The sequence below is a fragment of the Agromyces hippuratus genome, from assembly GCF_013410355.1.
Taxonomy (GTDB): domain Bacteria; phylum Actinomycetota; class Actinomycetes; order Actinomycetales; family Microbacteriaceae; genus Agromyces; species Agromyces hippuratus.
In genome coordinates this window covers 2,403,907-2,424,104 of the sequence record NZ_JACCFI010000001.1, presented here as the reverse complement: position 1 = coordinate 2,424,104, position 20,198 = coordinate 2,403,907, and the positions used below count along the sequence as shown (strand labels likewise).

Genomic DNA, 20,198 nt, shown 5'->3' with positions numbered 1-20,198 from the left:
CGAGTAGGGCACCGACAAGTCGGGGACTCGCAGCCCAATGCCGGGCCGCACACGCCGATCAGATCCGGACCGGCGGGTCGGCTCAATCCTAGACCGCGAGGTCGAGCGCCGCACCGGCGAGGTCGGCCGACGTGTCGAGGTCGCGCATCCACAGGGGCACGGATGCCGCGGTGAGCCCGATCGCCTGGAGCGGCGCGAGCGCAGCGGCATCCGTCTCATCGACGAGCCATCCGTCGAGCAGGCCGCCCTCACGCCGCGAGCCGTAGTGCCGGCCGACCCCCTCGGCGCTCGTCTCGACGCCGATCACGGGCAGGCACGCGTCGGCCATGCCGCGCACGACCTTGCCGCCGATGATCGGCGAGACGCCGACCACGGGCGCCGAGGTCTCGGCGAGCGCCTCGCGGATGCCGGGTACGGAGAGGATGGTGCCGATCGAGACGACCGGGTTCGACGGGGCGATGAGCACGATGTCGGCCCCGACGATCGCCTCGACGACCCCGGGTGCCGGGCGGGCCGTCTCGATGTTCCGCTGCCGGAACGCGATCGCGGGCAGGGTGGCGCGGTAGCGGGTCCACCATTCCTGGAAGTGCATCTCGCGTTCGCCGTCGAGCTTGTCGGGGTCGGCGACGAGCACGTCGGTGTCGACTTCGGTGTCGGTCGCGGGGACCAGCTGCACGCCGAGCGGCCAGCGCTGCTGCAGGCGATGCGCCACCTCGGAGGGCGTCGCTCCGTCGCGGAGCCACGCCGTGCGCGCGAGGTGCGTGCCGAGGTCGAGGTCGCCGAGGGTGAACCATGGCCAGCCGACGCCCCACTCGCGCAGCTCTGCGGCGACGCGTTCGGTCTCGCCTGCCCGGCCCCAGCCGCGCTCGGTGTCGTTGACGCCGGCGAGCGAGTAGAGGAGCGAGTCGAAGTCGGGCATGAGGCGCACGCCGGCGAGCCAGATGTCGTCGCCCGTGTTGACGATCACGGTGACGGATGCCTCGGTGCCCCCGTCGCCGTCGGGCCAGCGCCTGGCGCACTCCTCGCGCACGCCGCGCACGAAGCGCGAGCCTCCGACTCCGCCCGCGAGCACCGTGATCTGCACCGTTCAACCCTACGGCCGTGTGCGAGCCCGATCCCGACTCGCACACGACTCGTGGGTTCTGCGAGAGGTCAGGCCGCGGCGTCGGCCGCGAACACCGGGATCTCGTCGATCGAGCGGTAGACCGGGATGCCCCTGGCCTCCGCGATGCGCACGTCCTGATCGGCGCCGTGCGAGGCGCCCTCGAGGCGCAGCACGGCGTCGCAGTGCTGCAGCAGACGGTGGGCGGTCGTGTACATGACGTCGCCCTCGACGGGCGATGAGCCGGCGGATGCGTCGTGGCCCGAGGCATCCGTCGACGCCACGCGCAGGATGGGCAGCGCGACCCATTCGCCGATCATCGGCACGTGGCCGCGTTCGTAGATCGGCCAGGAGGCCTGCTCGAGGCGTTCGAGGTTGCGGGCGATGCGGGCGGGGTCGCCGTCGGTGCCCGAGCGGTAGGGGCCGGCGATGAGAATGAGCAGTGGTTTCGACATGCTCGCCACCATAACGTGCAAGAATGTGTAGAAACAAGGAGGAACGTGCATGTTGACCGCGCAACGCCGTGAACTGCTGCTCGAACTGCTGCAGCGCGACGGCCGCATCGTGGCCGCCGATGCCGCGGCCGATCTGGGTATCTCCGAGGACACGATCCGCCGCGACCTCCGCGAACTCGCGGCGGCGGGCCTCTGCCAGCGCGTGTACGGCGGAGCGCTGCCGGCCTCGCCGGCCACCTCGCCCTACGAGGCGCGCACCCGCATCGAGCCCGAGAGCAAGCACCGCATCGCCGCGGAAGCCGCCGCACTCATCGAACCGGGCGCGACCGTGCTGCTCGACGGCGGCACGAGCACGCTCGCCCTCGTCGGTGCGCTCCCGCGCTCACTGCACGCGACCGTCATCACGCACAGCCCGACCATCGCCGTGGCGCTCGCCGAGCACGAGCACATCGAACTGCAGCTCATCGGCGGCCGCGTCTACCGGCACTCGATGGTCACGTGCGGCGCGATCGCCGTCGAGGCTCTGCGCGAGGTGAGCGCCGACCTGTTCTTCCTCGGCGTCACCGGGGTGCACGCCGAGGCCGGCCTCACCACGGGCGATGCGGAGGAGGCGGCCATGAAGCGCGCGCTCGCGCGCTCGGCCGCCGAGACCTACGTGCTCGCGAGCACCGAGAAGATCGGTGCGGCCTCGACGTATCGGGTGCTGCCCCTCGACGAGGTGGCGGGAGTCGTCACCGATGCGGATGCGGCTTCGCCGGCGATGCTCGAGCTCGACCGCGCCGGGGTCAGGCTCCTCACGGCGAGCTGAGCCGCACCGACTCGCGGAGGGCTGGCGCTCGCGGCCCGCCGGGTACACGAGGCGACCGCCGTTTCGTCGGGTCGAGCCCGCAGAAGGCTGGCGCTCGCGGCCCGCCGGGTACACGATGGGACGGACAGCACCGCACCGGCGCGGGAGGCCACATGAACTCGGCATCGACCCCCACCCACCGGACCGTCGCCCTCGTGGGCGCCGCAGGTTCCGGCAAGACGAGCCTGCTCGAAGCGCTGCTGCTGCGCGCCGGCGCGATCCCGAGGGCGGGCAGCGTCGAGCAGGGCACCACGACCGGCGACCACGAGCCCGAGGAGATCGCGAGAGGCATGACCCTCGGGCTCTCGCTCGCCCACCTGGGCTGGGCCGCACCCGACGGCGTCGAGCACACGATGACCCTGGCCGACGCGCCGGGCCATCCCGATTTCGTCGGCGGTCTCGACACGGCACTGGCGGTGGCGGATGCCGCGTTGCTGACCGTGAGCGCGGTCGACGGCGTGACCGCGGGCACGCGCTTCGCGGCGGCCGCCGCACAGTCGGCCGCCGTGCCGCTCATCGTCGTCATCACCCAGGAGGACAAGGCGCGGGCCGACTTCCGTCGGGTGCTCGGGGAGCTCCGCGAGGTGTTCGGCGACCGACTCGTGGCGCTCGAGCTGCCGCTCGGCGAGGAGCACGACTTCACCGCGCTCGCCGATGTGCTGAGTGAGCAGGCACTCGTCTACGACGACACTGGCCATCATCGCGATGAAGCGCTGCCCGCCGCGGTCGAGCCCGAGGAGCACCGGCTGCACGTCGAGGTGACCGAGGAGATCGTGTCGCACGACGACGAGCAGCTCGAGGCGTACCTCGACGGGCGCGAGCCCGCGGCATCCGATCTCGAACGCACGCTCGCACGCGAGGTCGCGGCGGGCCGGGCGATCCCGGTGGTCGTGTGCTCGGCGCTGACCGGCGCCGGTGTCGACCGGGTCGCCGACCTCGTGTGCGCCCTCGCGCCGTCGGCGCTCGAGCACGACGGTCGCATCGTGATGGGCGGCACCGAGGTCGCGGTGGCCCCGAACCTCGATGGCGACACGGTGCTGCACGTCTTCCGCACCGTGGCGGACCCGTTCGTCGGGCAGGTGTCGATGTTCAAGGTGCTCTCGGGCGTCGTGCACCCGAGCGATCGGCTGGTCAACGCCACGACCGGCGCCGACGAACGCCTGCACGGGCTCTTCCGCCTGCGCGGGGCCGAGCACCTGCCGGCCGACGTGCTGCGAGCCGGGGAGGTCGGTGCGGTGGCCAAGCTCACCGGCTCGCCGACGGGCACCCTGCTCTGGACTCGCGCGAGCGGCAGCGCCGAACCCGCGCCGCTGCCGCATCGCGAACCGGTGTTCGCGCTGAGCCTCACCCCGGCCACGCAGTCCGACGACGAGAAGCTCATGACCTCCCTCGGCCGCATCGTCGCCGAGGATCCGACGCTCGTGATCGACCGCACGGGCGGTCACGCGATCCTCCGCGGCCTCGGCGACACGCACCTCGACGTCGCCGTCGAGCGACTCGCTCGCGTCTTCGGCGTGCACGTCACCACCTCGCCGGCGCCGATCGCGTACCGCGAGACGATCGCGGGCAGGGCGGAGGTCGAGGGGCGGCTCAAGAAGCAGTCGGGCGGGCACGGCCAGTTCGCCGTCGTGCAGCTGCGGGTCTCGCCGCTGCCGCTCGGCGGCGGCTTCGAGTTCGTCGACTCCGTCGTCGGCGGGGCGGTGCCGCGGTCGTACATCCCGGCCGTCGAGAAGGGGGCACGCGATGCCCTCGCTGCGGGCGGTCCGCAGGGGCATCCGGTCGTCGACGTGCGGGTCGAGCTCGTCGACGGCAAGTCGCACTCGGTCGACTCCTCCGACATGGCGTTCCGCACCGCGGCCTCGATCGGGGCGAAGGCGGCGCTGGCCGAGGCGGGCACGGTGCTGCTCGAGCCCGTGTCGCTCGTGACCGTCACGGTGCCGAGCGACCTGCAGGGCACGGTGCTGACCGATCTGTCGGGTCGCCGCGGGCGGGTCAGCGCCACCGAGGTCGTCGGCGACGGCCGCGCCCGCATCGTGGCGAACGTGCCGGAGGCCGAGCTCGGGCGCTACGTGCTCGACCTGCGTTCGATCACGGGCGGTCGGGCGGAGCTGACGATGAGCGCCGACCACTACGCGAAGGTGCCGAGCAGCGCGAAGGCGTGACGGGCGGCTCCCGCACGCCGGCGCGCCGTGGATGCCGTGTCGGGGGAGGCGCCCGGTCAGTACCCGCCCGCGACCACGTGCTGCGCCGCCGTCGCGAGTGCATCCGCGACCTCGTCGGCGTCGTCGCGCACCATGCCGACGGTGACCCGCACGTAGTCGCCGCCGGATCGGGCGCGGCCGTTGCCCGAGCCGTTCCCAACGTTCCCCGCCGCCGCGAGGAACGGCGTGCCCGCCGCGACGCGCACCCCGGCTGCCGCCAGCTGCACGAGCGCCGAACGCTCGCTCAGCACCGGCATCCAGAGGTTCACTCCGTCGGCAGGCGCGACCGGCACCCCGCGCGCCCGGAGCGCATCGCCGAGTGCGCGCTGCCTCGTGAAGTACTGGCGCCGCGCCTCGGCGACGGCGTCGAGCGAGGTGCCGTCGGTGAGCAGGTCGAGCAGGATCGTCTGCAGCATCCTCGACGTCCAGCCGGGGCCGAGCATGCGACGCGCGGCGATGCGGTCGACGAGGTCGCGCGGCCCGCCGACCGCGGCGATGCGCAGATCGGGCCCGTGCGACTTCGAGAAGCTGCGCACGTGCACGACCTGCTCGGGCAGCCAGGTGCCGAGCGTCACGTCGCCGGCGGTCGAGATCATGCCCGAGTGGTCGTCTTCGATGACGACGACGTCGCCCGCGCGTTCGGCCGATCGGATGACGCGCGCCAGCGCCTCGGCGCGGCCGACCGTCATCGACGCCCCGGTGGGATTCTGCGCCCGTGGCTGCAGCAGCACCGCGACGGGCTGCTGGTGCAGCGCCCGGGCGAGCCCCTCGGGCGTCATGCCGGCCTCGTCGACCGCGACCGGCACGGCCTCGGCGCCGAGCAGGTCGAGCAGGTCGAGGAACGGAGGGAAGCCCGGGCTCTCGACGACGACCCGGTCGCCGTAGCGCACGACCTCGTCGAGGGTGCGCGAGATCGCGTCGAGGGCGCCGTCGACGACCATGATCGTCTCGGTCTCCGACGGCCAGGAGTCGGCGAGCACCGCCGCGAGCCCCGGGATCACGGGTTCGGCCTGGTAGCTGCCGGTCTCGGCGCGCGCCGAGACCCGCGAGAGCGCCGGACCGAGCGCCGGCAGGAGGAGCGGGTCGGGCGTGCCGCGCGAGAGGTCGAGGCGCACGGGATCGTTCGGGGCGGCCATGCCGCGCATGCGCGGCGCGAGCCAGCCCTGCGAGAGCGGACGCACGAAGCTGCCGGCCCGCCCGCGGGACTCGATGAGCCCCGTGCGCGAGAGCGCCTGCCAGGCCTGGCTCACCGTGGCGGGGCTGACGCCGAGCTCGCTCGCGAGTTCGCGCACGGTGGGCAGCCGGGTGCCGGCGGCGAGCTCGCCCGAGTTCACGAGCCGCGCGATCACCCCGGCGATGCCGCGCGGGGTCGGCTCGCCGAACTCCGCGAGCGCGATGAGCTCCGCGCCCTCGAGTCGAATCGCAGTCATCCGAGATCCATTCACATGAATACCTGACACGACCATTGCCTCCTCACGACGTGAGGGACAAGATAAGTAACCACAACGTCACAGTGTGAAACACAAGAGAAATGTTCACGCCGAACAATAACAGAACGGGTCGCGCACCCGTTCGGAAGCTCCGGACGACGGCGTCCGCAGCACAGCCTCGGCGTCACAGCACCACCCGGTGAGCACCTCTGTTCCACGCCCATCGAGTGCACGGCAACGACGCCGACCGACTCAGGAGGCAACATGACGATCGTCCGAGCGGCCATCACGCAGACGACCTGGACCGGCGACAAGGAGTCCATGCTCGACAAGCACGAGCAGTTCGCCCGTGACGCGAAGGCGCAGGGCGCCCAGGTCATCTGCTTCCAGGAGCTCTTCTACGGCCCGTACTTCGGCATCACCGAAGACGTGAAGTACTACGACTACGCCGAACCCGCCGACGGCCCGATCGTGCAGCGCTTCGCCGCGCTCGCGAAGGAACTCGGCATGGTCATGGTGCTGCCGATCTACGAGGAGGAGCAGCCGGGCGTCTACTACAACACCGCGGTCGTCGTCGATGCAGACGGCACGATCCTCGGCTCGTATCGCAAGCACCACATCCCGAACCTCGACAAGTTCTGGGAGAAGTTCTACTTCCGCCCCGGCAACCTCGGTTACCCGGTGTTCAACACCGCCGTCGGCCCGATCGGCGTCTACATCTGCTACGACCGGCACTTCCCCGAGGGCTGGCGCGAGCTGGGCCTGAACGGCGCGCAGATCGTCTTCAACCCGAACGCGACGAAGCCCGGCCTCTCGAACCGGCTCTGGGAGATCGAGCAGCCGGCCGCCGCCGCAGCGAACGGCTACTTCGTGGCCGCGGCCAACCGCGTCGGCCTCGAAGACAACGAGTACGGCGACCTGGCGGTGAACTTCTACGGCAAGAGCCAGTTCTGCGACCCCCAGGGCAACATCGTGGGCGGGTACGGCTCCGAGACCGACGAGGAGGTCGTCGTGCGCGACCTCGACATGGACATGATCCGGAACGTGCGCAACGCCTGGCAGTTCTACCGCGATCGCCGCCCCGACTCCTACACCTCCATCCCCAAGCCGTAGGTCACCGGTTTCGAGACGGCGCCGGAGCGCCTCCTCGACCCGCAGAGACGAAGGAGCACCAATGGCCACCACCCTCATCAGCGGCGGCACCGTCGTGAGCGCCACGGGCCGCGCCGCCGCCGATGTGCTCGTCGATGGCGAGACCATCCGTGCCGTGCTCGAGCCGGGCGCCGCATTGCTGGGCACGGATGTCGCGGCATCCGTCGACCGCGTGATCGACGCCACCGGCCGGTACGTCATCCCCGGCGGCATCGACGCCCACACCCACATGCAGCTGCCGTTCGGGGGCACCGAGGCATCCGACACCTTCGAGACCGGAACCCGCGCGGCCGCGTGGGGCGGCACGACCTCGATCATCGACTTCGCGGTGCAGACCTACGGGCATCGCATCGAAGACGGGCTCGCCGCATGGCACGAGAAGGCCGCGGGCAACTGCGCGATCGACTACGGCTTCCACCAGATCGTCGGCGACGTCAACGAGGCGTCGCTCGCGACGCTCCGCCGACTGCCCGACGAGGGCATCACGAGCTTCAAGATGTTCATGGCCTACCCGGGCGTCTTCTACTCCGACGACGCGCAGATCCTGAAGGCCATGCAGGTCTCGCGCGACACGGGCATGCTCACGATGATGCACGCCGAGAACGGCCCGGCGATCGACGTGCTCGCCGCCCAGCTCGTGGAGCAGGGCAAGACCGACCCGTTCTACCACGGTGTCGCCCGGGCCTGGGAGATGGAGGAGGAGGCGACGCACCGCGCGATCATGCTCGCGAAGCTCACCGGCGCCCCGCTCTACATCGTGCACGTGTCGGCGAAGCAGGCCGTCGAGCAGCTCGCCTGGGCGCGCGACAAGGGGCAGAACGTCTACGGCGAGACCTGCCCGCAGTACCTCTACCTCTCGCTCGAGGAGCAGCTCGGCGCATCCAGCGAGCAGTGGGGGCACTTCGAGGGTGCGAAGTGGGTGTGCTCGACCCCGCTGCGCTCCCGCGAGGAGGGCCACCAGCAGTCGATGTGGCAGGCGCTGCGCACGAACGACCTGCAGATGGTCTCGACCGACCACTGCCCGTTCTGCATGAAGGACCAGAAGGAACTGGGCTTGTCCGACTTCCGTAGGATCCCGAACGGCATCGGCTCGATCGAGCACCGCATGGACCTCATGTACCAGGGCGTCGTCACCGGCGAGATCACCCTCGAGCGCTGGGTGGAGCTCACGAGCACCACGCCCGCGCGCATGTTCGGCCTGTACGGCACGAAGGGCGTGATCCAGCCGGGCGCCGACGCCGACATCGTCGTCTACGACCCGAACGGCCACACCTCGATCGGGCTCGACAAGACCCACCACATGAACATGGACTACTCCGCGTGGGAGGGCTACGAGATCGACGGCCACGTCGACACCGTGCTCTCGCGGGGCAAGGTCATCGTCGATGGCGACCAGTACCTCGGCGCCAAGGGCGACGGCCGGTTCCTCAAGCGCGGCCTCAGCCAGTACCTCATCTAGACACCCGGTTTCGAGACGGCCGCGAGCGGCCTCCTCGACCCGCAGACGAAAGGGAGCACGGATGGACTTCGGAGCGGTCCTGCAGACCAACCCCCCGGCATCGCGCACCATCCAGCTCGCGAAGCTCGCCGAGAACCACGGGTTCACGCACGTGTGGACCTTCGACTCGCACCTGCTGTGGCAGGAGCCGTACGTCATCTACAGCCAGATCCTCGCCGAGACCCGCAAGGTCAAGGTCGGGCCGTTCGTCACCAACCCGGCGACGCGCGACTGGACGGTGACGGCATCGATCTTCGCGACCCTCAACGAGATGTACGGCAACCGCACGATCTGCGGCATCGGCCGCGGCGACTCCGCGGTGCGCGTCACGAACGGCAGGCCGACGACGATCGCCGAGCTCCGCGAGGCGATCCACGTCATCCGCGAGCTCGCGAACTCCCGGCCGGTCGAGTACCACGGCTCGCAGCTCCAGTTCCCGTGGAGCCACGGCTCGGAGCTCGAGGTGTGGGTGGCCGCGTACGGCCCGATGGCGCTGAAGCTCACGGGCGAGGTGGGCGACGGATTCATCCTGCAGCTCGCCGACGTCGACATCGCAGCCTGGATGATCAAGCACGTGCGCGACGCGGCGGAAGCCGCCGGGCGAGACCCGATGTCGATCAAGTTCTGCGTCGCCGCGCCCATGTACATCGGCGACGACTGGGAGCACATGCGCGAACAGTGCCGCTGGTTCGGCGGCATGGTCGGCAACCACGTCGCCGACATCGTCGCGAAGTACGGCGCGCACGGCGCGGTGCCCGACGCGCTCACCGACTACATCACGGCCCGCGAGGGCTACGACTACAACGAGCACGGCCGCGCGGGCAACGTGCACACGAGCTTCGTGCCCGATGAGATCGTCGACCGGTTCTGCGTGCTCGGCACCGCCGAGCAGCACATCGAGAAGCTCGAGCAGCTGAAGGCGCTCGGGGTCGACCAGTTCGCCGGCTACCTCCAGCACGACAATAAAGAGGAGACGCTGCGGGTCTACGGCGAGACCGTGATCCCGGCGCTCTCCGAGCACCTCACGGCCAAGGCATGATCGAGACCGGCGTGCGCGAGACGAGGGCGACGGATGCCGCGGCGCCGGCGCCGGGCCCGCGTGCGCCGCGTCGCCCCGGGCGGGCGGGCCGCGAGCTCGGCCGCTGGGCCTGGGGGCTCGCCGGCATCCTCGTCATCGCGCTCATCTGGGAGGGCTACAAGCTGCTGGGGCCCGCCGACGGCGTCGTGCTCGGCGAGCTCCGGGTGCTGCCGCGCACGACCGACCTCGCCATGCCCCACATCTGGGACATGGGCGCCCGCCTCGCCGAACCCGTCACCCGGGCCGACGGCGCGCTGCCGCTCTGGAGCGTGGTCGCACTCGCCGCGCTCACGACGCTCGGCATCGCCGCGGCCGGATGGCTCGTGGGCGTCGTCGTGGGCATCGGCCTCGCCCTCGTGATGCAGCGCTGGCGCCTCGCCGAGTGGGGCCTGCTGCCGTGGATCGTGATCAGCCAGACCGTGCCGCTCATCGCGTTCGCGCCGGTCGTGAAGAGCTGGGGTTCGCGCGTCGAGATCGGCTCGTTCGAGTGGCAGGACTGGATGTCGGTCGCCCTCATCGCGAGCTACCTCGCGTTCTTCCCGATCGCGATCGGCGCGCTGAAGGGGCTGCAGTCGCCCGACCGCATCCACGAGGAGCTCATGCAGACCTATGCGGCGGGCTACTGGACGACGCTCGTGAAGCTGCGGTTCCCGGCATCCGTGCCCTACCTGCTGCCGGCACTCCGCCTCGGCGCGGCCAACGCCGTGATCGGCGCGGTCGTCGCCGAGGTCTCGACGGGCCTGCAGGGCGGCATCGGTCGCATCCTCATCCAGTTCGCCGGGCAGGCGTCCGGCGATCCGGCCAAGGCGTGGGCGCCGATCTTCGGCGCGATCGTGCTGGGCCTCGTGGCCGCCGGCTCGATCGCCCTGCTCGGCGTGATCCTCAAGAACTACCGACGAACGGAGGAGGCCGCATGAGCGAGCCCCAGGGGTTTCGACCGGCTCAACCGGCAGCAATGCCGACGCAGCCCGCGGCCGTAGCGGCCGTCGAGGTGCGCGCCGTCGACAAGGTCTTCGAGACCCGCACCGGCCAGGTGCAGGCGCTCGATTCGATCGACCTCACGGTCGCCGCCGGCGAGTTCGTCTCGCTCATCGGCCCGAGCGGCTGCGGCAAGTCGACGCTCATGCGCCTCATCGCCGACCTCGACGACCCCTCGAGCGGCACGCTCGCGGTGTTCGGCAAGAGCGCGCGACAGGCGCGCCTCGACCAGGAGTACGGCATCGCGTTCCAGTCGGCCGGGCTCCTGCCGTGGCGCACGGTCGCGGGCAACGTCGCCCTGCCGCTCGAGTTGCACGGCGCGGCATCCGCTGCTCGCAATGCCCGCGTGGCCGAACTGCTCGACATGGTCGGGCTCGCCGACTTCGCCGACCGCTACCCCGACCAGCTCTCGGGCGGCATGCAGCAGCGCGTCGCGATCGCCCGATCGCTCGCCGAGCAGCCGCGACTGCTGCTCATGGACGAGCCGTTCGGCGCCCTCGACGAGATGACGCGCGAGAAGATGCAGTCCGACCTCGTGCGCATCTCGGCCGAGACGGGCGCGGCCGTCGTGTTCGTGACCCACTCGATCCCCGAGGCGGTGTTCCTCTCCGACCGCGTCGTCGTGATGTCGCCCCGCCCCGGCCGCATCCGCGAGATCGTGCCGATGCGCCTCGGCGCCGACGCGAAGCGCGCCGCTCGAACCGATGAGCTCCGCGAGGAGCGCGCGTTCTTCGACATGGTCACCGCGGTGCGCGAGGCGCTGCACGGCGGCGCACCGGTGGGCACCGGCCCGCGCGGAGTGGAGACGCGCTGATGAGCGCGACCGCCGCACCGACGGGTACGAGGCGACGGGCCCGCCCCGCGCGCATGAGTCCGCGCACCGAGACGACGCTGCGCATCGTCGCACCCGTCGCGGTGGGGCTCATCGTGCTCGGCGCGTGGCAGTTCCTCGTCAGCGTGGTGGGCGTCTCCGACTACCTGCTGCCGAGTCCGGCCTCGATCATCGAGGAGTTCATCGCGTACTGGCCCTCGATCGCGCAGGCGATGCTCATCACCGGCACCAACGCGCTCGTCGGCCTCGTTGTCGGCTCGATCCTCGGCATCCTGCTGGCCGCCGTCGCGGCGCGGTGGCGGCCGATCGACCAGATGAGCGCTCCGGTCGTGGCCTCGCTCGCGGTCATCCCGATCGTCGCCCTCGCCCCCGTACTCAACTCGATGTTCGGCGCCGACAGCCAGTTCGGCCGCCAGGCCATCGCCGCGATCGCGTCGTTCGTGCCGGTCTTCATCAACACGCTGCGCGGGTTCCGTCAGACGACGCCGGTGCACCGCGACCTGATGAAGGCCTACGCCGCGAGTTCCGGCCAGGTGCTGCGCACGCTCACCCTGCCGACCGCACGGCCCTTCATCCTCACCGGCATCCGCATCGCCTCGTCGCTCGCCGTGATCTCCGCCCTCGTCGCCGAGTACTTCGGCGGCCCGCGCGGCGGCCTCGGCGGACTCATCTCCACGTCGGCCGCATCCAGCGCCTACGCGCGCGCCTGGGCGTACGTGCTGGCGTCCATCGCCCTCGGGCTCCTCTTCTATCTCGCGACGCTCGCGCTCGAACGGCTGCTGCAGCGCCACACGCCCCAGGCGCGACGACGCCCCTGACCCCGACCACCGCGGCCCGTGCCCGGCGGAACCAGCACCACCGCACGCACCGAGAACCATGAAAGGACTGACATGAACCACAGCAGACGTCGCCTCGCGACGATCGGCGGGGTCGCCCTCGCGGCGGCGCTCGCACTCACCGCATGTTCTGGATCCGGCGGCGGGACCGGGGAGACCGACGGGGGCGGCGACGGCGACCTCACCCCCGTGAAGCTCCAGCTCCAGTGGCTGCCGCAGGGCCAGTTCGCCGGCTACTTCGCCGCCGTCGACCAGGGCTTCTTCGAAGAGGAGGGGCTGGACGTCGAGATCATCCCCTCGGGCGGCGACATCGTGCCGCAGGACGCCCTCGCGAACGGCGACGTCGACTACGCGATCGCCTGGGTGCCGAAGGTGCTCGGCTCGATCGAGCAGGGCGCCGAGCTCACCGACATCGCCCAGATCTTCCAGAGGTCGGGAACGCTGCAGGTCTCGATGGCCGACTCGGGCATCGACTCCGTCGCCGACTTCGAGGGCAAGAAGATCGGTTCGTGGGGCTTCGGCAACGAGTGGGAGATCTTCGCGGCCATGGCCGCCGAGGGACTCGACGCCACGACCGTGCAGATCATCACGCAGGACTTCAACATGAACGCCTTCCTGCAGGGCGACATCGACGCGGCCCAGGCGATGACCTACAACGAGTACGCGCAGCTGCTCGAGACGGTGAACCCCGACACGGGCGAGCTCTACCAGTCCGAGGACTTCAACGTCATCAGCTACGAAGAGACCGAGGGCGCCATGCTCCAGGACGCCATCTGGGCCGACACCGCACGGCTCGCCGACGACACCGACTACCAGGACACGACGGTCAAGTTTCTGAAGGCCGTCATCAAGGGCTGGGTCTACGCCGCCGAGAACCCGCAGGAGGCGTCGGACATCACGATCGCCGCAGGCTCCGGTTGGGGCCCGAGCCACGAGCTCTGGATGGTGAACGAGACGAACAAGCTCATCTGGCCGTCGCCCGACGGCATCGGCATCATCGACGAGGACGCGTGGAACAAGACCGTCGCCGGCGCCCTCGCGGCCGTGAACGAGTCGGGGGCGCACCTCATCACCGAGGAGCCGCCGTCGACCGCGTACACGAACGACTGGATCCAGCAGGCGCTCGACGAGCTCGAGGGCGAAGGACTCGACCTCACCGGCGAGGGCTTCGAACCCATCGACGTCACCCTCGAGGAGGGCGGCAACTAGCGAGCGGATGCCGCGCGGCCGGTGCAACCGGCCGGCCGCGCGGGATCACTCCACCACCAACCATCACTCCCACCGCGACGGAACGGACAGGAAAGGGCACCGTGCCATGACCGACAACCTCACCGAGGGCCTCGACGAGCTGGCCCGTGAACTCGACCGAGACCACGTCTTCCACTCCTGGTCCGCGCAGGCGAATCCGTCCAACCTCGTGATCGCGAGCGGTCGCGGCAGCCGCGTGTGGGATCACTCGGGCCGCGAGTACCTCGACTTCTCGAGCCAACTCGTGAACGTCAACATCGGCCATCAGCATCCGTCGGTCGTGCAGGCGATCCGGGAGCAGGCCGAACTCCTCACCACGGTCGCGCCGTCGACCGTGAACCTCGCGCGCGGCGAGGCCGCCAAGCGCGTCGTCGAGCGCGCGCCATCCGGGTTCCGCAAGGTCTTCTTCACCAACGGCGGCGCCGACGCCAACGAGAACGCCATCCGCATGGCGCGGCTGCACACGGGGCGCGACAAGGTGCTCTCGACCTACCGCTCGTACCACGGCAACACCGGCGCGGCGATCGTCTCGACGGGCGACTGGCGCCGCATCCCCAATGAGTTCGCGCGGGGGCACGTGCACTTCTTCGGCCCCTACCTCTACCGTTCCGAGTTCTGGGCGACGACGCCCGAGCAGGAGTCGGAGCGGGCGCTGCAGCACCTCCGGCGCGTGATCGAGGCCGAGGGTCCCTCGTCGATCGCCGCGGTCCTGCTCGAGACGATCCCCGGCACCGCCGGCATCCTCGTGCCGCCGCCCGGCTATCTCGCCGGCGTGCGCGAGCTCTGCGATCGGCACGGCATCCTGCTCATCCTCGACGAGGTCATGGCGGGGTTCGGCCGCACCGGCCGATGGTTCGCCTTCGACGGCTACGACGTGCGGCCCGACCTCATCACCTTCGCGAAGGGCGTGAACTCGGGCTACGTGCCGGTCGGCGGCGTGATCATCTCCGATCCGATCGCCGCGACCTTCGATGATCGGGTGTTCCCCGGCGGTCTCACCTATTCGGGACATCCGCTCGCGATGGCCTCGATCGTCGCCGCGCTCGACGCGATGGCGTCGGAGGGCATCGTCGACAACGCCCGCGAGATCGGGGCCACGGTCATTGGCCCGGCGCTCGCCGAGCTCGCCGAGCGTCACGCCGCGATCGGCGAGGTGCGCGGCGAGGGCGTGTTCTGGGCGATCGAACTGGTCGCCGATCCGGCGACCCGCGAGCCGCTGCCGGCGGCGGCGACGGGCCGCCTCAAGTCCGCGCTCGTCGAGCGCGGGCTCCTGCCGTTCGTGCAGGACAACCGCATCCACGTCGTGCCGCCGTGCGTCGTCACGGCCGACGAGGTCGCCGACGCGATGGTGATCTACGACGACGTACTCCGCACCGCACTCGAAGGAGAGGGCTGAACCATGAGCCAGACAGACCAGGCAGACCGGAACGACCGGACGGACCGGGGCGACGCGCAGGACGCGTCGCTCGCCGAGACCCAGCCGCTCGACGGCGGACTCGCGTCGATCGAGCACTGGATCGACGGGGCATCCGTCGCCGGTGACGGGGCCCGCAGCGGGCCCGTCTACAACCCGGCCCGCGGCGTCGAGCAGAAGCGCGTTCGCTTCGCCTCGACCGACGACGTCGACGCCGCGGTGCAGGCCGCAGCCCGCGCGTTCCCCAAGTGGCGCGACACCTCGATCGCCAAGCGCCAGCAGGTGATGTTCGCCTTCCGCGAGCTGCTCAACGCCCGCAGCGGCGAACTCGCCGCGATCCTCACGAGCGAGCACGGCAAGGTGCTCTCCGACGCCGCCGGCGAGATCGCCCGCGGACTCGAGGTCGTCGAGCTCGCCTGCGCGATGCCCGGCTATACGAAGGGCGAGTACTCCGAGAACGTCTCGACGGGCATCGACGTGTACTCCATGCGGCAGCCCGTGGGGGTCGTGGGCATCATCAGCCCGTTCAACTTCCCGGCGATGGTGCCGCTGTGGTTCTTCCCGCTCGCGATCGCGACGGGCAACACGGTCGTGCTGAAGCCCTCCGAGAAGGACCCGTCGGCCGCGATCTGGCTCGCCCGGCTCATGCAGGAGGCGGGCCTGCCCGACGGCGTGCTGAACGTCGTGCACGGCGACAAGGTGGCGGTCGACGCGCTGCTCGAGCACCCCGTCGTGCGCTCGATCTCGTTCGTCGGCTCGACGCCGATCGCGAAGTACATCTACGCGACCGCGACGGCGAACGGCAAGCGGGTGCAGGCGCTCGGCGGTGCCAAGAACCACATGCTCGTGCTGCCCGACGCCGACCTCGACCTCGCCGCCGACGCCGCCGTCAACGCCGGCTTCGGCTCGGCGGGGGAGCGCTGCATGGCCGTCTCGGTCGTGCTCGCGGTCGACTCCGTCGCCGACGAGCTGGTCGAGAAGATCAGCGAGCGGATGTCGCGGCTCACCACCGGCGACGGCACCCGCGGCTGCGACATGGGGCCGCTCATCACCCGCGAGCACCGCGACAAGGTCGTCGGCTACCTCGACGTGGCGAAGACCGACGGGGCGACGGTCGTGGTCGACGGGCGCGAGACGCCGATCGACGGGGACGACGACGGGTTCTGGCTCGGCCCGACCCTCGTCGACAAGGTGTCGCTCGAGTCGTCCGTCTACCGAGACGAGATCTTCGGCCCGGTGCTCGGCATCGTGCGCGTCGACGGTTACCAGGAGGGGCTCGACGTGATCAACGCCTCGCCCTACGGCAACGGCACGGCGATCTTCACGAACGACGGCGGGGCCGCCCGGCGGTTCCAACGAGAGGTGACGGTCGGCATGATCGGCATCAACGTGCCGATCCCGGTGCCCGTCGCCTATCACTCGTTCGGCGGCTGGAAGGACTCCCTGTTCGGCGACGCAAAGGCCTACGGCGCGCGCGGCTTCGACTTCTACACGCAGGAGAAGGCGGTCACGTCGCGCTGGCTCGACCCGAGCCACGGCGGGCTGAACCTGGGGTTCCCGCAGCACGACTAGCTGTACCCGGCCATCAGGTTGGTAGCAGGCGGCTGATTGGCGGGTGGCCTCCGAGCGCGCTGTGGCGTCGTTCAGTGTTGTAGTGCTCGATCCACGGCGCAAGTGCCGCGGCGCGTTCTGCGTTGCTTGTGAAGGCCTGCCGGTAGGCCCACTCGGTCGCCAGGGTCCGGTTCAGTCGCTCAACTTTGCCGTTCTGCCAGGGGCAGTGGGGCTTGATGAACTTCTGCCGGATTCCGTGGGTCGCACAGACCTCGCGGAGCGAGTACCTGTAGGCCCACGCGTTGTCGGTGATCAACCGCTCGATGCGGGTGATGCCGCTGGCCGCGAAGTAGACGATCGCACGCTCGAGGAACGCAGCGCATGTCGACCCCTTCTCGTCGGTGAGGACCTCGCTGTAGGCCAGCCGGGAATGGTCATCGACGAGGGAGTGGACGTAGTCGAAGCCGACCTTGGTGTTGCGGTCGCGTTGGATCGACCCACTGGCTCGGCCGTGGGCCCGCCAGCCGCCACCGTCAGGGATCCGGCCGAGCTTCTTCACATCCATGTGCACCAGCTCGCCCGGCCGGTCGCGTTCGTAACGTACGGCGGTCTGCTTTGATGAACGGATCACCTCGCCGGTGATCGGGTCGCACTCACGCAGGTAGGGCACGTTGTGGCGGCGCAGGATCCGAGACACCGTCCGTGCGGGCACCCCGACCATCGGGCCGAGGACGTCGGGGCCGCATCGCTCGCTGGCCCGTGCAGCGAGGACCTGCTGTTCGATCTCGTCGCTGGTCCTCGTGGGCATCGTGTGAGGCCGTGAGGACCGCGTCGCGAGTCCGGCATCGCCTTCGGCGGTATGGCGGTCGATCCAGGTCTTCACGCACTTGCGGGAGACCCCCATCGCGGCGGCGATATGGGCTTGGGGCCAACCGGCTTGGTGGCGTTGGATGATCAGTCGGCGACCGTGAACGGTCAACCGCGCACTACCGTGGGACACGAGAACCTCCGGTGGGTCGTGGGCCTTAGACAAGCCACATCCCACTCGGAGGTTCTCGTTCGTTCAACCAGGCTCGCCGCTACCAACGTCCTGGCCGGGTACAACTAGCGCCGAAGTTCGCGCTCGGCGCGATGATCTGCTCGACCAGGCCGGTGTCGAGGTCGGCGGCGGGGTCGCGGCGCACGACGATGGCCCGAACGCGGCGAAGGCGGCTGATGCCGCCCGGGCGGAGTTCCGAGCGTCGAGCCCGAGCTAACTCGAGCGGCTCGACCGCCCGAAGGCCGCGATGCGCGCGCTCGCCTCCGGCGTCGCGAAGGCGGCGCCGATCGTGCGCGCCTCGTCGTCGAGCGCCGTCTGGAAGTCGCGGGTCACCCCCGATCGCACGAGGCGCTTCGCCTGGCCGAATGCGGCGGTCGCCCCGTCGATCCAGCTCTGCGCGATCGCGCGCGCCCGGGCCTCGAGCGCGTCGGGTGCGACGACCTCGGTGACGAGGCCCCAGTCGAGTGCCTCGGCAGCGGTGAGGGTGCGCGAGGTCAGCGTGAGCTCGAGCGCGCGGCGGGTGCCGACGGCCTCGGGCAGCAGCGTGCTGACGCCGCAGTCGGGCGTGAGCGCGACATCCGCGTACCGGCTCGCGAACGTCGCTTGCTCGGAGGCGATGATGAGGTCGGCGACGAGCATGAAGCCGAGGCCTCCGCCGGCGACCGGCCCCTGCACGGCGGCCACGATCGGCTTCGAACTCTCGCGGAGCGTGCGGTGGCCGTCGTGGATCGCGTCGGCGAGCGCCGTGATCGTGGCCGACGCGGACTCCGCGCCGCTCGACTCGGCCGCGGCCGCGAGCTCCGACATCGCCCGCACATCGCCGCCTGCGCAGAACGCGCGGCCGTTGGCATCGAAGAGCACCGCGCCGATGTCGTCGCGCTCGGCGATCTCATGGGCGAGTGACTGCCAGCGGGCGATCGCGTCGGGGTCGACGGCGTTCAGCCGGCTCGGGCGGTTGAGGGTGAGGCGGGCGAGCCCGCCCTCGACTTCGAACAGGATCGCGTCATCGCTCATGAACGTGGAGTCTACTTCTCCGCTCGGGACACCCCGTGTCGCACCGGACCCTCGATGTACGTGGTCCCGTGCGATTCGAGTGGTCCCGAGCGACCTGTGCGCCGCGCGGCTCGGTTCAGGCGACGGCGTGCTCCTGCTCGAGCCGCGAGGCCCGCGCCACGAGCACGTCGAGCACGGTGCGCACGGCGAGGCGCTCCGCGACATCCGGCCGCACCAGAGCCACGATCTGCCGAGCGGATGCCACGCCGCGCAGCGGCTTCAACACGATCGAATCGGGCACGGTGCCGCTCGTGAACCGCGGCACGAACGCGATGCCGAGGCCCGCCTCGATGAACGCCTCGATGATGCGCATGTCGCTGAAGCGCTGGCTGACCGTGGCACGCTGTCCGGCCTGCTGCTCGATCGCGTGCAGGATGCGCTCGAAGGGGAACCCGGGCGGCACCCCCAGCCAGGTCTCGTCGACGAGGTCTGCGGGGGTCAAGTGCGATCGGCCGGCGAGACGGTGGTCGGCGGGCAGGCCGATATCGAGCGGCTCGGTGAGCAACGGCACGGCCTTGAGGCCGCGGCCGCCCCAGGGCAGCACGCCCGGCATGGTGTGCGCGAGCACGATGTCGAAGTCGGAGGTGAGGTCGGCGAACTCGGCCGCCTCGGGGTCGAGGTCGGTCGCGCGCACGACGAGCCCGGCGACCTCGGCGAGGTCGGTGAGCACGGCGGGCAGGAGGGTGGCGCCGACCGTCGGGAACGTGACGAGCGAGACCTCGCCGCTGGGGTGGTTGCGGAACTCGTCCCACAGGGCGGTGGCGCGTTCGAGGGCGACGGCGACATCGGCGGCGCTGCGGGCGAGGGCGTGCCCGGCGCTCGTCAGCACGACGCCGCGGCCGCTGCGCTCGGTCAGCGGCATTCCGGCCTCGCGCTCGAGCACCTTCAGCTGCTGCGAGACCGCCGAGGGCGTGCGGCCGGTGGCCTCGGCGACGGCGGTCACGCTGCCGCGCTCCGCGAGCTCTCGAAGCAGGTCCAACCGGCGTACGTCCATGTAGCCAGACTACATTGTCGTTGTAGAATCGTGAGCTTGTGCTGCACTATCATTCGCGATTCAATTGACGTATCGAACTCGTGCAATGGGGCATCGACTGCTCGATCCCCCGCTCGTACTTCGAAAGGAATCACCATGGTCTTCGTGCTCCTCGGCGCCGTTTCCATCGCCGCCGTCATCGGCTCGATCGTCGTCACCGCTCGTGACGGCTACCGTCGCCAGCCGCGAGAGACGTTCGCGCGCACCGTCTAGGTCCGCGAATCCCGGGGGTCCGTTCCCCGGAACACCGGGCCGTCGCGCGGGAAGAGGGGCAATCCTCCTCCTGAGTCGCGGGGCCCGACTGCAGGGCCGCCGCGCGGGGGAGGGACACCCCGCGGGGCGGCCCTTCGTCATGCGTATCGGGATGTACTGGGGGGATCCCGATGCGTGCCCGCCTGCCCCGCGATCGACGATTCGCACCCGCGTCGACTCGGCCGCCGCGCCTCTCGAC

17 protein-coding genes are annotated in these 20,198 nt (G+C 70.6%); 11 read left to right on the top strand and 6 right to left on the bottom strand.

The window, feature by feature from the left end:
• Nucleotides 1-88: 88 nt before the first annotated feature.
• Nucleotides 89-1,084, bottom strand: coding sequence for a 2-phospho-L-lactate transferase (gene cofD / locus BJY17_RS11255; RefSeq protein WP_179551427.1), 996 nt, complete (start codon nt 1,082-1,084; stop codon nt 89-91).
• Nucleotides 1,085-1,152: 68 nt separating this feature from the next.
• Nucleotides 1,153-1,557 carry a DUF4406 domain-containing protein gene (locus BJY17_RS11250; RefSeq protein WP_204462636.1) on the bottom strand — a complete coding sequence of 135 codons (405 nt, stop codon included), beginning with the start codon at nt 1,555-1,557 and terminating at the stop codon, nt 1,153-1,155.
• Between the two features lie 49 nt (nt 1,558-1,606).
• Here BJY17_RS11250 and BJY17_RS11245 point away from each other — a divergent pair, with 49 nt between their 5' ends.
• Together BJY17_RS11245 and BJY17_RS11240 are read left to right on the top strand one after the other, a co-directional pair.
• Complete coding sequence (locus BJY17_RS11245) at nt 1,607-2,365, top strand: DeoR/GlpR family DNA-binding transcription regulator (RefSeq protein WP_179551425.1); 759 nt, start codon at nt 1,607-1,609, stop codon at nt 2,363-2,365.
• 152 nt (nt 2,366-2,517) lie between these two features.
• Complete coding sequence (locus tag BJY17_RS11240) at nt 2,518-4,566, top strand: elongation factor G (protein WP_179551424.1); 2,049 nt, start codon at nt 2,518-2,520, stop codon at nt 4,564-4,566.
• Nucleotides 4,567-4,622: 56 nt separating this feature from the next.
• Here BJY17_RS11240 and BJY17_RS11235 read toward each other — a convergent pair whose 3' ends face one another.
• Complete coding sequence (locus tag BJY17_RS11235; protein WP_179551423.1) at nt 4,623-6,035, bottom strand: aminotransferase class I/II-fold pyridoxal phosphate-dependent enzyme; 1,413 nt, start codon at nt 6,033-6,035, stop codon at nt 4,623-4,625.
• A gap of 264 nt (nt 6,036-6,299) precedes the next feature.
• Here BJY17_RS11235 and BJY17_RS11230 point away from each other — a divergent pair, with 264 nt between their 5' ends.
• The 9 genes from BJY17_RS11230 to BJY17_RS11190 all read left to right on the top strand — a co-directional run bounded on the left by BJY17_RS11230 (nt 6,300) and on the right by BJY17_RS11190 (nt 16,643).
• Nucleotides 6,300-7,148 (top strand): nitrilase-related carbon-nitrogen hydrolase, encoded by an 849-nt coding sequence (locus BJY17_RS11230; protein WP_179551422.1) that lies wholly within the window; start codon nt 6,300-6,302, stop codon nt 7,146-7,148.
• Nucleotides 7,149-7,209: 61 nt separating this feature from the next.
• Entirely contained in the window at nt 7,210-8,646 is a 1,437-nt protein-coding gene (gene hydA / locus BJY17_RS11225) for a dihydropyrimidinase (protein WP_179551421.1), read from the top strand.
• Between the two features lie 61 nt (nt 8,647-8,707).
• Complete coding sequence (locus BJY17_RS11220) at nt 8,708-9,724, top strand: TIGR03842 family LLM class F420-dependent oxidoreductase (RefSeq protein ID WP_179551420.1); 1,017 nt, start codon at nt 8,708-8,710, stop codon at nt 9,722-9,724.
• Nucleotides 9,721-10,680, top strand: a complete 960-nt coding sequence (locus BJY17_RS11215; RefSeq protein ID WP_179551419.1) for an ABC transporter permease — start codon at nt 9,721-9,723, stop codon at nt 10,678-10,680. The genes BJY17_RS11220 and BJY17_RS11215 overlap by 4 nt, the downstream gene beginning before the upstream one ends.
• Nucleotides 10,681-10,718: 38 nt before the next feature.
• Complete coding sequence (locus BJY17_RS11210; protein WP_179552839.1) at nt 10,719-11,555, top strand: ABC transporter ATP-binding protein; 837 nt, start codon at nt 10,719-10,721, stop codon at nt 11,553-11,555.
• On the top strand, nt 11,555-12,391 hold the full coding sequence (locus tag BJY17_RS11205) for an ABC transporter permease (protein ID WP_179551418.1): 837 nt from the start codon (nt 11,555-11,557) through the stop codon (nt 12,389-12,391). The genes BJY17_RS11210 and BJY17_RS11205 overlap by 1 nt, the downstream gene beginning before the upstream one ends.
• Nucleotides 12,392-12,463: 72 nt before the next feature.
• Complete coding sequence (locus BJY17_RS11200) at nt 12,464-13,618, top strand: ABC transporter substrate-binding protein (RefSeq protein ID WP_179551417.1); 1,155 nt, start codon at nt 12,464-12,466, stop codon at nt 13,616-13,618.
• Between the two features lie 106 nt (nt 13,619-13,724).
• Complete coding sequence (locus tag BJY17_RS11195; RefSeq protein ID WP_179551416.1) at nt 13,725-15,053, top strand: aspartate aminotransferase family protein; 1,329 nt, start codon at nt 13,725-13,727, stop codon at nt 15,051-15,053.
• 3 nt (nt 15,054-15,056) lie between these two features.
• Nucleotides 15,057-16,643, top strand: coding sequence for a CoA-acylating methylmalonate-semialdehyde dehydrogenase (locus BJY17_RS11190; RefSeq protein ID WP_179551415.1), 1,587 nt, complete (start codon nt 15,057-15,059; stop codon nt 16,641-16,643).
• Nucleotides 16,644-16,656: 13 nt separating this feature from the next.
• On the opposite strand, the gene BJY17_RS11185 is transcribed toward BJY17_RS11190, so the two are convergent.
• The 3 genes from BJY17_RS11185 to BJY17_RS11175 all read right to left on the bottom strand — a co-directional run bounded on the left by BJY17_RS11185 (nt 16,657) and on the right by BJY17_RS11175 (nt 19,708).
• The gene (locus tag BJY17_RS11185; RefSeq protein ID WP_179551414.1) at nt 16,657-17,622 is read right to left on the bottom strand and encodes an IS481 family transposase; all 966 of its coding nucleotides are present in this window, start codon (nt 17,620-17,622) and stop codon (nt 16,657-16,659) included.
• A 252-nt stretch (nt 17,623-17,874) separates the two neighbouring features.
• The gene (locus tag BJY17_RS11180; protein ID WP_179551413.1) at nt 17,875-18,675 is read right to left on the bottom strand and encodes an enoyl-CoA hydratase/isomerase family protein; all 801 of its coding nucleotides are present in this window, start codon (nt 18,673-18,675) and stop codon (nt 17,875-17,877) included.
• 115 nt (nt 18,676-18,790) lie between these two features.
• Nucleotides 18,791-19,708, bottom strand: a complete 918-nt coding sequence (locus BJY17_RS11175) for a LysR family transcriptional regulator (protein WP_179551412.1) — start codon at nt 19,706-19,708, stop codon at nt 18,791-18,793.
• Nucleotides 19,709-20,198: the final 490 nt, after the last annotated feature.

Excerpts from the sequence above, each read along its gene's own strand:
- hydA (WP_179551421.1), top strand. The coding sequence starts at position 7,210 with ATGGCCACCACCCTCATCAGCGGCGGCACCGTCGTGAGCGCCACGGGC.
- BJY17_RS11175 (WP_179551412.1), bottom strand. The coding sequence starts at position 19,708 with ATGGACGTACGCCGGTTGGACCTGCTTCGAGAGCTCGCGGAGCGCGGC.
- BJY17_RS11195 (WP_179551416.1), top strand. The coding sequence starts at position 13,725 with ATGACCGACAACCTCACCGAGGGCCTCGACGAGCTGGCCCGTGAACTC.
- BJY17_RS11180 (WP_179551413.1), bottom strand. The coding sequence starts at position 18,675 with ATGAGCGATGACGCGATCCTGTTCGAAGTCGAGGGCGGGCTCGCCCGC.
- BJY17_RS11245 (WP_179551425.1), top strand. The coding sequence starts at position 1,607 with ATGTTGACCGCGCAACGCCGTGAACTGCTGCTCGAACTGCTGCAGCGC.
- BJY17_RS11200 (WP_179551417.1), top strand. The coding sequence starts at position 12,464 with ATGAACCACAGCAGACGTCGCCTCGCGACGATCGGCGGGGTCGCCCTC.
- BJY17_RS11235 (WP_179551423.1), bottom strand. The coding sequence starts at position 6,035 with ATGACTGCGATTCGACTCGAGGGCGCGGAGCTCATCGCGCTCGCGGAG.
- BJY17_RS11240 (WP_179551424.1), top strand. The coding sequence starts at position 2,518 with ATGAACTCGGCATCGACCCCCACCCACCGGACCGTCGCCCTCGTGGGC.
- BJY17_RS11205 (WP_179551418.1), top strand. The coding sequence starts at position 11,555 with ATGAGCGCGACCGCCGCACCGACGGGTACGAGGCGACGGGCCCGCCCC.
- BJY17_RS11230 (WP_179551422.1), top strand. The coding sequence starts at position 6,300 with ATGACGATCGTCCGAGCGGCCATCACGCAGACGACCTGGACCGGCGAC.
- BJY17_RS11210 (WP_179552839.1), top strand. The coding sequence starts at position 10,719 with ATGCCGACGCAGCCCGCGGCCGTAGCGGCCGTCGAGGTGCGCGCCGTC.
- BJY17_RS11190 (WP_179551415.1), top strand. The coding sequence starts at position 15,057 with ATGAGCCAGACAGACCAGGCAGACCGGAACGACCGGACGGACCGGGGC.
- BJY17_RS11215 (WP_179551419.1), top strand. The coding sequence starts at position 9,721 with ATGATCGAGACCGGCGTGCGCGAGACGAGGGCGACGGATGCCGCGGCG.
- BJY17_RS11250 (WP_204462636.1), bottom strand. The coding sequence starts at position 1,557 with ATGTCGAAACCACTGCTCATTCTCATCGCCGGCCCCTACCGCTCGGGC.
- BJY17_RS11220 (WP_179551420.1), top strand. The coding sequence starts at position 8,708 with ATGGACTTCGGAGCGGTCCTGCAGACCAACCCCCCGGCATCGCGCACC.